The sequence below is a fragment of the Klebsiella sp. CN_Kp075 genome (assembly GCF_040065055.2).
GTDB classification, from domain to species: Bacteria; Pseudomonadota; Gammaproteobacteria; order Enterobacterales; family Enterobacteriaceae; genus Klebsiella; species Klebsiella aerogenes.
In genome coordinates, this window is the sequence record NZ_CM198050.1 from 349,943 (window position 1) to 361,930 (window position 11,988).

Below are 11,988 nucleotides of genomic sequence, written 5' to 3' on the forward strand. Positions count from 1 at the left end.
ACAGGAGCTATGGCTATGAATGCACCCTTTAGTTATGCATCACCCACGCTGAGCGTTGAGGCGTTAAAGCATTCTATCGCGTATAAGCTGATGTTTATCATCGGCAAAGATCCGGCGATCGCCAACAAACACGAATGGCTGAATGCCACCCTGTTCGCCGTTCGCGACCGCATGGTCGAGCGCTGGCTGCGTTCAAACCGCGCCCAGCTGTCGCAGGAAGTGCGGCAGGTTTACTATCTGTCGATGGAGTTTTTGATTGGCCGCACCCTCTCTAACGCGCTGTTGTCGTTAGGGATTTATGAAGATGTGAATAATGCGCTGGCCGATATGGGGCTCGATCTGGAAGAGCTTATTGATGAAGAAAACGACCCCGGCTTAGGCAACGGCGGTTTAGGGCGCCTGGCCGCCTGCTTCCTCGATTCGCTGGCGACGCTGGGTCTGCCGGGCCGCGGCTACGGTATCCGCTACGATTATGGGATGTTCAAGCAGAACATCGTCGACGGGCGACAGAAAGAGTCGCCGGATTACTGGCTGGAGTACGGCAACCCGTGGGAGTTCGAACGGCACAATACGCGCTATAAAGTGCGTTTCGGCGGCCGCGTGCAGCAGGAAGGAAAAAATACCCGCTGGATAGAGACCGAAGAGATTATCGCCGAAGCCTACGATCAGATTATCCCCGGTTTCGATACCGATGCCACCAACACCCTGCGGTTGTGGAGCGCGCAGGCCAGTAGCGAAATCAACCTCGGTAAATTCAACCAGGGCGACTACTTCGCAGCGGTGGAAGATAAGAACCACTCCGAGAACGTTTCGCGGGTACTTTATCCGGACGACTCCACCTATTCCGGGCGCGAGCTGCGCCTGCGTCAGGAGTATTTCCTGGTCTCGGCGACGGTACAGGATATCCTCAGCCGCCACTACCAGCTGCACCGCACCTACGACAATCTGGCGGCAAAAATCGCCATTCACCTCAATGACACCCACCCGGTGCTGTCGATCCCTGAGCTGATGCGTCTGCTGATCGATGAGCACAAATTTAGCTGGGATGAAGCTTTTGAGGTGACCTGTCAGGTTTTCTCCTATACCAACCATACGTTGATGAGCGAAGCGCTGGAGACCTGGCCGGTCGATATGCTGGGGAAAATCCTGCCGCGCCATCTGCAGATTATCTTCGAGATTAACGATTACTTCCTCAAGACGCTGCAGGAGCAGTATCCCAACGATACCGCGCTGCTCAGCCGTACCTCCATCATTGATGAATCGAATGGGCGCCGGGTGCGCATGGCGTGGCTGGCGGTTGTCGTCAGCCATAAAGTCAACGGCGTATCCGAGCTGCATTCGCGCTTAATGGTCGAGTCGCTGTTTGCCGAGTTTGCGAAGATTTTCCCGATGCGCTTTACCAACGTCACCAACGGCGTCACGCCGCGGCGCTGGCTGGCGTTGGCGAACCCGCCGCTGTCGCAGGTGCTGGATGAGAATATCGGCCACACCTGGCGCACCGACTTAAGCCAGTTGAGCGATCTGCTACAGCATATTGATTACCCGACGGTGAACCAGGCGGTGCGCCGCGCCAAGCTTGAGAATAAGCAGCGGCTGGCGAACTATATCGCCCAGCAGTTGAACGTGGTGGTCAATCCTAAGGCGCTGTTTGATGTGCAGATCAAACGCATCCACGAATATAAACGCCAGCTGATGAATATCCTGCACGTCATCACCCGCTACAACCGGATCAAAGCCGATCCGCAGGCGGAGTGGGTGCCGCGAGTAAATATCTTCGCCGGTAAGGCCGCGTCGGCCTACTATATGGCGAAGCATATTATTCATCTGATCAACGATGTGGCGGCGGTGGTGAACAACGATCCGCAGATTGGCGATAAGCTGAAAGTGGTGTTTATCCCCAACTACAGCGTGAGCCTGGCGCAGCTGATTATCCCGGCGGCGGATCTCTCCGAGCAGATCTCGCTGGCGGGAACGGAAGCGTCCGGTACCAGTAATATGAAGTTTGCGCTCAACGGCGCACTGACCATTGGTACGCTGGATGGCGCTAACGTCGAGATGCTGGAGCACGTCGGCGAGGACAATATCTTTATCTTCGGTAATACCGCGGAACAGGTGGAAGCCCTGCGCAGCAACGGCTATAAACCGCGCGACTACTATGAGCAGGATGAGGAGCTGCATCAGGCGTTGACGCAGATTGGCACCGGCCTGTTCAGCCCGTCGGAGCCTGGTCGCTACCGCGACCTGCTGGATTCACTGATCAACTTCGGCGACCACTATCAGGTACTGGCGGACTACCGCAGCTACGTTGATTGCCAGGATAAGGTGGACGAGCTATACCGCCATCCGGAGGAGTGGGCCAATAAAGCGATGATGAACATCGCCAACATGGGCTATTTCTCATCCGACCGCACGATCCAGGAGTACGCCAAACATATCTGGCATATCGACCCGGTTCGTTTGTAATCGGTTAAGCATCAGCAAAACGGGGCCAGTAGGCCCCGTTTTTGTGTGTGCGGTGATGTAGCCCGGGCCAGGCGTCAGCCGCCGCCCGGGGTATGTCAGGACGCTAACGACAGTTCAGACTTTCCCGTATGTTGCGCCAGCCACTCGCTGATACGCGCCTGCTGCTCGGCATTCAGCCACATCCCCTGTTTGGTACGGCGCCAGATAGCGTCATCCAGGCTGCGAACCCACTCGTGTTCGACCAGGTACTTCAGCTCGGCTTCATAAAACTCGTGGCCAAAATCTTCTCCCAGATCGGCAAGCGAAGTCGCTTCGCCAAGGATCCACTCGCTGTTGCTGCCGTAGGTGCGGGCGTAGTGGCGGGCCATTGATTCGCTGATAAACGCGAAGCGACGGCGCAGTTTCGCCGCATAGTCGTCGCGGTCGCCGCCGATATCGCCGCCGGGCAGAACGGCGGTTTTGGTCCACGCCGGGCCAATCCCCTGATAATACGGCGTCAGTTTTTCCAGCGCATGTTCCGCCAGTTTACGGTAGGTGGTGAGCTTGCCGCCGAATACCGACAGCAGCGGCGCCTGACCGTTCTCATCGTGAATATCGAGCGTATAGTCGCGGGTAATCGCCTGCGGTGAGTCGGATTCATCGTCGCACAGCGGACGCACGCCGGAGTAAGTCCAGACGATATCGTCGCGCGACAGCGTCTTTTTAAAGTGCGCGTTGTAGACGTTCAGCAGGTAGTTGATCTCTTTATCATCGATCGCCACCTCTTTCGGATCGCCGTTGTACTCGACGTCGGTGGTGCCGATAATCGAGAACTCATCCATCCACGGGATGACAAACACGATACGTTTATCTTCGTTTTGCAGGATATAGGCCTGCTTCTGGGTGTGTACGCGCGGCACCACGATATGGCTGCCTTTGATCAGGCGGATGCCATACGGCGAGCGCAGATGCATGCCTTCGTCGAAGAAATGTTTCACCCACGGGCCGGTAGCGTTAACCAGACCGCGCGCGTGCCAGGTGAATTTTTCGCCGCTATCGATATCTTCCGCTTCCACCACCCACAGGCCGTTTTCGCGTTTTGCCGAGATAGCGCGGGTGCGGGTGCGAACTTCGCCGCCTTTACGTACCACCATCTGGGCGTTGGCAAGAACCAGACGCGCATCGTCGACCCAGCAGTCGGAATATTCGAAACCGCGCACGATTTCCGGCTTAAGTACCGATTCCGCGCCAAAGCGCAAACCGGTCGAGCCCGGCAGGCTGGTACGTTTGCCGAGGTGATCGTATAAAAACAGACCGATACGAATCATCCACGCCGGGCGCAGATGCGGGCGATGCGGTAAGCGGAAGCGCATCGGGAAGGCCAAATGCGGCGCCATTTTTAATAACACCTCGCGCTCCGCCAGCGCTTCGCTGACCAGGCGGAATTCGTAGTGTTCCAGATAGCGCAGGCCGCCGTGAATCAGTTTCGAGCTGGCGCTTGAGGTGGCGCAGGCAAGGTCTCTCGCTTCCAGCATCAGCACGGATAAACCGCGCCCGGCGGCGTCTGCCGCGATACCGGCACCGTTGATGCCTCCGCCTATCACAATCAGATCTTTGATTTCCACGCTCGCACCTCGTTCGCTTTCGTTTAAGCTCATAAATGTTCGATATCGCTCACTATAGCAAACAAACGCGCTTTTGGTAACATCAAAAAAACATTTCAGAGTGATGCATGTAACATATTGGCGTTTATTTACCGCCTGACGGTACACTAGCGGGTAAAATCAGGGTCGGTCACCGCCCGTCATGAAGTGCAATAGAGAAGAGAATCATGGAACAATTTGAATGTATCAATGTAGAAGAAGCGCATCAGAAACTGCATCAGCAGAAGGCGGTGCTGGTCGATATCCGCGACCCGCAAAGCTATGCCATGGGGCACACGCCGGGCGCGTTTCATCTGACCAACGATACCCTGGGCGCTTTTATGCGCGATAACGATTTTGAGACGCCGGTGATGGTGATGTGCTACCACGGCAACAGCAGTAAAGGCGCCGCGCAGTATCTGCTGCAGCAGGGCTTCGAGAACGTCTACAGCGTCGATGGCGGTTTTGACGCCTGGCATCGTCATTTCCCGGCGGAAGTCGCGCACGGCTCGCTATAAGCGCGGTACGGTATATACTAGCCCCCTTTGTGTGGAATAAGCGATCCGCTGTATGTTAATGATTACCTCTTTTGCCAACCCGCGCGTGGCCCAGGCGTTTGTCGACTATATGGCGACGCAGGGGGTCATCCTGACTATCCAACAGCACACGCAGAGCGATGTCTGGCTGGCAGATGAAAGCCAGGCCGCGCGGGTGCAGGCCGAGCTGGCCCGTTTTCTCGAAAACCCGGCCGACCCACGCTATCTCGCCGCCAGCTGGCAATCGGGGCATACCAATAGCGGATTGCATTACCAACGCTTCCCGTTTTTAGCTACCCTGCGTAACAACGCCGGGCCGTTTACGTGGGCGATTTTGCTGGCCTGTATCCTGGTCTTCATACTGCAAAACGTTCTGGGCGATCAGACGATGATGATCTGGCTTGCCTGGCCCTACGATCCTTCGCTGAAATTCGAAGCCTGGCGCTATCTTACCCACGCTTTCATGCACTTCTCGCTGATGCATATTCTGTTTAACCTGCTATGGTGGTGGTACCTCGGCGGTGCGGTGGAGAAGCGCATCGGTAGCGGTAAGCTGGTGGTGATTACCATTATCAGCGCTCTGCTGAGCGGATTCGTCCAGCATCAGGTTAGCGGCCCGTGGTTCGGCGGTTTGTCGGGGGTAGTCTATGCATTAATGGGCTATGTCTGGCTGCGCGGCGAGCGCGACCCGCAGAGCGGTATTTATCTGCAGCGTGGTCTGATCCTCTTCTCTTTAGTGTGGTTAGTGGCAGGATGGTTTGATGTTTTCGGCATGTCGATCGCCAATGGCGCGCACGTGGCGGGCCTGGCAGTCGGGCTGGCGATGGCGTTTGTCGATACGCTAAATGTGCGAAAACGAACGTAGAGATTCCCAGGGATATTTCATGAAACAAACACAACGTCATGACGCGATTATCGAGCTGGTAAAAAAACAGGGATACGTCAGTACCGAAGAACTGGTGGAGCAGTTTGCCGTCAGCCCGCAGACTATTCGTCGCGACCTGAATGATTTAGCGGAACAAAAAATGATCCTGCGCCACCACGGCGGCGCGGCGATGCCTTCCAGCTCGGTCAACACCTCGTGGCACGACAGGAAAGCGACCCAGACGGCGGAAAAAGAGCGTATCGCGCGGAAAGTGGCGAGCGAAATCCCCGACGGCGCAACCCTGTTTATCGATATCGGCACAACGCCGGAAGCGGTGGCCCACGCGTTGCTCGACCATAATGACCTGCGGATTGTGACCAACAATCTCAACGTCGCAAATACGCTGATGGTGAAAGATGATTTTCGCATTATCCTTGCCGGCGGCGAGCTACGCAGCCGCGACGGCGGGATCATCGGCGAAGCGACGCTCGATTTTATCTCCCAGTTCCGCCTCGACTTCGGCATTCTCGGTATTAGCGGCATTGATAGCGACGGTTCGCTGCTGGAGTTTGATTACCATGAAGTGCGCACCAAGCGGGCGATTATCGAAAACTCGCGCCACGTGATGCTGGTGGTGGATCACTCGAAGTTTGGGCGTAATGCGATGGTGAACATGGGCAGCATTAGTATGGTCGATGCGGTTTATACCGATATCATGCCGCCCGCAGGCGTGCTGAAGGTGATTAAAGACAACAACCTGCAGCTGGAGCTTTGCTAAACGGCGTTATACGCCGTATCCCATCATTTTGAGCAACCGCTGGGCATGCTGAACGGCATCCTGGCGGTGCGCGACGCCCAGTTTCTGATACAGATTGCGAATATGCGTTTTAATCGTGGTGGCCGCGACATCCAGTTCGCCGGCGATCTGCTCGTTGCTGTAACCGGAATAGATTAACCCTAACACCTGCCACTCGCGCTGGGTCAGCGGGCTGGTGCGGATAAGCTCCGGCACTTCCGGGTGGTTTAACAGCCGTTCGACGAAGCTCTCGTCGAAGTGGGCGAATTTATGTCGATGATGCTGGTTAATATCGCGCAGGATGCGCTGCGCGCGGTGCTGCTCAAGCTCCGGCAGCGTATTCAGTTGAATCAGCTGGCGCAGCTGCTGGGCCATGGCTTCCCCTTCAATCACGAAGTGGTTAATAAAGCCGGTGCGGTTAGCGAGGGTTAAGGCTTCCATTAACACTTTTTGCGCCTCACCCTTGCGATCCGCCTGCCAGTACAGCTGGTTCAACAGCAGCAGGTTACGGTTGATATCGCTCATCAGCCGCAGCGAGCGGGCGTTTTCATTTAACTCTTCCAGCACCATTTCGGCGGAATCAAAATCACCGAGCAGGATCTGCGCGCGGGCAATGTTGCGCCACTGGCTTTGCAGGAAGTGGTTATTAGCGAATTCAGGTTTCGGCGTCTGGCGCAGCCAGTTGGCCGCTGCGGTTTTATCGCCGGTCATCTGCCAGTAGATCACCCGTACTTTGTCGGCGTTGGAAACCCAGTCGCTGTGATAGTGGCCGTTGCCCAGCAGATTCTCCAGTCGGTTTAATAAGCTGCGGGCGTTGTCGAGATCGCCGCGCGCCAGCGAGCACTGCACCATCAGCGCCAGGCACTGCAGCTGCTGTTGCGGCTGGTAGTTTGCCAGCACCGCGATGCCGCTGCGGGCGCTCTCTTCTGCTTCATCAAGACGCGCCCATGCCCACAGCAGCTGCGCGCGGATGCGCAACAGGAACTCATGCATCGGCAGCTGTTCAAGATGCTGATCGCGGATAAGCTGGAAAGCTTTATCCTGAATCTCCCATGCCGCCTGCAGGAAGCCCTGGGCAAACAGAATCTCGCTCTGCTGGATCATGCTCCACAGGGCGTAGTGCCAGACGTCATGACGGCGAGCCATCTGTTCTGTTTGCTGCATCACCGCCAGCGATTTGCTCAGGTGGCCTTTGCAGTGCAGCACTTCGCCGTGAACGGAAGTGGCGACGATGCGGCTGTAATAGCTCGCCAGCGGCAGTTCATCCAGCGCCACCATTGCCAGACGCTCGGCTTCGTCCTGATCGCCGGCGTTGATTGCGACCTGCGCGCGCAGGGCGTTGAAATCGCCGTGCATCGCGGTATCCATTTCGACATCCATCTCCTGTTCGGCGCGGGCCAGCAGGGTATTCACTTCGCTATAGCGATGCTGGCTCTGCATCAGCCAGGCCTGCAGCAGGATCAGCCGCGGGTTTTCCAGCAGGTTCGACCACGGCAGCGCCGCCAGCGATTGTTCCAGCAGACCCAGCTCGCTGTGGTTGAACATGCCCCAGGCGTGGTTGAGCAAAATATCGCGCAGCATGGCGGCATCGCCAGCGGCAAGCGCATGATGGATGGCTTCGGTGGGGAATCCCTGCGCCATCCACGCTTCGGCGGCGGCGCGGTGAATTTCCGGTAGCTCGGTGGCCATTTCCCACTGACAGCGCTGGCGCAGGAAGTTGCCGAATAGCGGGTGATAGCGGAACCACTCGCCGGAGTCATCCATTCGGTGCAGGAACAGCCCCTGACGTTCGATCTCTTCCAGCTGCATCTGGCCGTTCTCTTCGCCGGTGACGCGGACGATAAGCGCGTCATTCATCGAGCGCAGCAGCGAGCTTTTTAACAAGAAGCTGCGGGTACGGGCATCGACGTTATCCAGCACTTCATCGACCAGATAGTCGGAAAGGTGGCTGGCGTTAATCCCGGCGAGACGACGGGCGGAGTGCTGGGCTGAGGTGTTTTTCTGCCGGGCGGAGAGGGCGATGAGCTGCAGGGCGGTGGCCCAGCCGGCGACGTCATCGCACAGGCGACTGCTGTCATCGGCTTCAATGGGGGAGGCGAGACGGCAGTCAAAGAACTGTTTCGCCTCCTGATGAGTAAAAGCCAGCTGTTGGCTGCCGATTTCCAGTAACTGCTCGCGCACCCGCAGATTGGCGATCCCCAACTGCGGCAGGTTGCGCGACAGCACTACCAGCGTCATGGTCTCTGGCTGATGGCGCAAGAAGAAGCGCATGGCGTCGTGGATCACCGGATTGGTAATCAGGTGATAATCATCAATGACCAGGTACAGCGGACGCTGCCAGTCGGCAAGCTCAATAAACAGCTGCGCAAACAGCGACGGCAGGCTGGCGTACTGGCGCTTTTGCACCATGGCTTCGCTGGCGGCGCAGTGGCCGCCTGTCGCCTGTTGAATCGCCGCAATCAGATAGCTGGCGAAGCGCTCTTGTTGATTATCGCCTTCATCGAGCGAAAACCAGCCAAGGTCATGCTTACCCGAAGCCCACTGCGAAACGAGCGTGGTTTTGCCGTAACCTGCCGGGCTGGTCACCAACGCGAGACGATAATTGTTCGCGCCGGAAAGTTTCGCCAGCAACCGTTCGCGAACCACAGTGTGTTCAAGACGGGATGGACGACTTAATTTTGACGGAATCAACATAGTTCACTTTTTCGCTGTGCAAGAAAGGGATGGGGATTTTTTTTGCGCTTCGTAATTAATGACTCCTAAGGTCGGCGATAATGAAAGTTATTGCAAGTTATGTCCAAAATTGATGCTCTTGAATTTGCTCTGGGTCACAATTTCTCGCTTCGGTTTTTAATTAGCTTTAAACCGGTACCAGTACGCGCCATGCCTCGGTTTACGACGGTTTCGTCCGGGACGAAATTACTTTACACAGTGTTTTTCGTAGTTGATTGTTTTTATTAAATTATCGTCAGTGGATTCTTAGGGTTAATCTATTTCACGTATTTTTGTCATGGCATCTTTTTATTCTGTCAGTTGTTTGTTTTTTATTTCACGATAATGGTACGAGCAAATTTTGCCTGGCGATATGAATTGCGCTGTAACAAATTTGCCGTTCGTCGCGCTGGCGAAATTATTGTTCTACACGCGCAATAAGGCGGCGAATTCCCGACGACGAGCTAACGTTAAAGTGGCCGCGATCACAATTTTCGCTCATCCCCGCTACTCCTCCCTGTCTAATCCCCCTCGGGAGGAGGCAGCGGCATCAGGAGGTCGGCACACTAAGGCTAACGTTTTAGTAAAGGACCAGGATTTCTTATGTCACAGACTTCTTTTAACCAGGCTCAGTTTCAGGCTGCACTGACGCGTCAGTGGCAGCGTTTCGGTTTATCGTCAGCCGCAGAGATGACTCAACGCCAGTGGTGGCGCGCGGTCAGCGGCGCGCTGGCGGAGCTTTTGGCGGCGCAACCGGCGGCGGAAGCCGTTAAAGGACAGCGCCACGTTAACTACATTTCGATGGAGTTCCTGATCGGTCGCCTGACCGGTAATAACCTGCTCAACCTGGGCTGGTATGAAGGAGTGAGCGAGACGCTGAAGGCGTATGACATTCAGCTGACCGACCTGCTGGAAGAAGAGACCGATCCGGCGCTGGGCAACGGCGGCCTGGGCCGTCTGGCGGCCTGCTTCCTGGATTCTATGGCCACCGTTGGCCAGTCGGCGACCGGTTACGGCCTGAACTACCAATACGGTCTGTTCCGTCAATCCTTCGCTGACGGCCAGCAGATGGAAGCGCCGGATGACTGGGGACGCGGCAGCTATCCGTGGTTCCGCCACAACGAAGCGCTGGATGTGCAGGTGGGTATCGGCGGTAAAGTCAGCAAAAGCGGCGAATGGCAACCGGCTTTCGTGATTACCGGCGAAGCCTGGGATTTACCGGTGCTTGGCTATCGCAATAACGTCGCGCAACCGCTGCGCCTGTGGCAGGCGAAACATGCCCATCCGTTCAACCTGACCAAATTCAACGACGGCGATTTCCTGCGCGCGGAGCAACAGGGTATCGACGCCGAAAAATTGACCAAGGTGCTGTATCCGAATGACAACCACCTGGCGGGGAAAAAACTGCGCCTGATGCAGCAGTACTTCCAGTGCGCCTGCTCGGTGGCGGACATTCTGCGTCGCCACCATCTGGCTGGCCGCAAGCTGCATCAGCTGGCGGATTATGAAGTGATCCAGTTGAACGACACCCACCCGACCATCGCCATCCCGGAACTGCTGCGCGTGCTGATTGATGAGCACCAGATGAGCTGGGACGATGCGTGGGCCATCACCAGCAAAACCTTCGCTTACACCAACCATACCCTGATGCCGGAAGCGCTGGAGTGCTGGGATGAGAAGCTGGTGAAGGCGCTGCTGCCGCGTCATATGCAGATAATCAAAGAGATTAACGACAGATTTAAACTGCTGGTGGAGAAAACCTGGCCGGGCGATAAGCAGGTGTGGGCGAAGCTGGCGGTGGTCCATGATAAACAGGTTCGCATGGCCAACATGTGCGTGGTGAGCGGCTTTGCGGTCAACGGCGTCGCGGCGCTGCACTCCGATCTGGTGGTGAAGGATCTGTTCCCGGAATATCACCAGCTGTGGCCGAACAAATTCCATAACGTGACCAACGGCATTACGCCGCGTCGCTGGATTAAACAGTGTAATCCGGCGCTCGCTGCCCTGCTCGATAAGACGCTGAAGAAAGAGTGGGCCAACGATCTCGACCAGTTGATCAAGCTGGAGAAGTACGCCGACGATGCCAAATTCCGTCAGGTTTATCGCGACATTAAGCAGGCGAATAAAGTGCGTCTCGCTGAGTTCGTGAAGCGGCGTACCGGTATCGACATCAACCCGCAGGCGATTTTCGATATCCAGATTAAGCGTCTGCACGAGTACAAACGCCAGCACCTCAACCTGCTGAATATTCTGGCGCAGTATAAAGAGATCCGCGAAAACCCGCAGGCCGACCGCGTACCGCGCGTCTTCCTGTTTGGCGCCAAAGCGGCGCCGGGCTACTACCTGGCGAAGAATATTATTCTGGCGATCAACAAGGTGGCCGAGGCGATCAACAACGATCCGCTGGTGGGCGATAAGCTAAAAGTGGTCTTCCTGCCGGATTACTGCGTATCGGCGGCGGAAATGCTGATCCCGGCGGCGGACGTCTCCGAGCAGATTTCTACGGCGGGTAAAGAGGCCTCCGGTACCGGCAACATGAAGCTGGCGCTGAATGGCGCGCTGACCGTCGGCACCCTTGACGGCGCCAACGTTGAAATCGCCGAGCAGGTTGGCGAGGACAATATCTTTATCTTCGGCCATACCGTAGAAGAAGTTAAGGCGCTGAAAACGAAAGGCTACGATCCGCTGAAATGGCGCAAAAAAGATAAACTGCTGGACGCGGTGCTGAAAGAGCTGGAGAGCGGAAAATATAGCGGCGGCGACAAACACGCCTTTGATCAGATGCTGCATAGCCTGCTGCAAGGCGGCGATCCGTACCTGGTGCTGGCTGACTTTAGCGCTTACGTCGCGGCGCAGAAGCAGGTGGATGAACTGTATCGCGACCAGGAAGCCTGGACCCGTGCGGCGATCCTCAACACCGCGCGCTGTGGCATGTTCAGCTCCGACCGTTCTATCCGTGATTATCAGCAACGTATCTGGCAGGCAAAACGCTAA

The 11,988-nt window shown here is 56.4% G+C and carries 7 protein-coding genes; 5 read left to right on the top strand and 2 right to left on the bottom strand.

The window, feature by feature from the left end; all coding sequences use genetic code 11:
- The first annotated feature begins 15 nt into the window (after window positions 1–15).
- Window positions 16–2,463, top strand: coding sequence for a glycogen phosphorylase (gene glgP, locus ABLV78_RS01625; protein ID WP_047047942.1), 2,448 nt, complete (start codon window positions 16–18; stop codon window positions 2,461–2,463).
- A 95-nt stretch (window positions 2,464–2,558) separates the two neighbouring features.
- Here glgP and glpD read toward each other — a convergent pair whose 3' ends face one another.
- Window positions 2,559–4,067 (bottom strand): glycerol-3-phosphate dehydrogenase, encoded by a 1,509-nt coding sequence (gene glpD, locus ABLV78_RS01630; protein ID WP_020077778.1) that lies wholly within the window; start codon window positions 4,065–4,067, stop codon window positions 2,559–2,561.
- 206 nt (window positions 4,068–4,273) lie between these two features.
- On the opposite strand from glpD, the gene glpE reads away from it, so the two are divergent.
- From glpE to ABLV78_RS01645, 3 genes are read left to right on the top strand one after another with little or no spacing between them, the layout of a single operon-like run.
- Window positions 4,274–4,603, top strand: coding sequence for a thiosulfate sulfurtransferase GlpE (glpE, locus tag ABLV78_RS01635; RefSeq protein ID WP_015369349.1), 330 nt, complete (start codon window positions 4,274–4,276; stop codon window positions 4,601–4,603).
- Window positions 4,604–4,655: 52 nt separating this feature from the next.
- Complete coding sequence (gene glpG / locus ABLV78_RS01640) at window positions 4,656–5,486, top strand: rhomboid family intramembrane serine protease GlpG (RefSeq protein WP_015703685.1); 831 nt, start codon at window positions 4,656–4,658, stop codon at window positions 5,484–5,486.
- A gap of 19 nt (window positions 5,487–5,505) precedes the next feature.
- On the top strand, window positions 5,506–6,264 hold the full coding sequence (locus tag ABLV78_RS01645; RefSeq protein ID WP_015369351.1) for a DeoR/GlpR family transcriptional regulator: 759 nt from the start codon (window positions 5,506–5,508) through the stop codon (window positions 6,262–6,264).
- A 6-nt stretch (window positions 6,265–6,270) separates the two neighbouring features.
- Here ABLV78_RS01645 and malT read toward each other — a convergent pair whose 3' ends face one another.
- On the bottom strand, window positions 6,271–8,976 hold the full coding sequence (malT, locus tag ABLV78_RS01650) for an HTH-type transcriptional regulator MalT (protein WP_045394833.1): 2,706 nt from the start codon (window positions 8,974–8,976) through the stop codon (window positions 6,271–6,273).
- A gap of 621 nt (window positions 8,977–9,597) precedes the next feature.
- On the opposite strand from malT, the gene malP reads away from it, so the two are divergent.
- Window positions 9,598–11,988 carry a maltodextrin phosphorylase gene (gene malP, locus ABLV78_RS01655; RefSeq protein WP_047047945.1) on the top strand — a complete coding sequence of 797 codons (2,391 nt, stop codon included), beginning with the start codon at window positions 9,598–9,600 and terminating at the stop codon, window positions 11,986–11,988.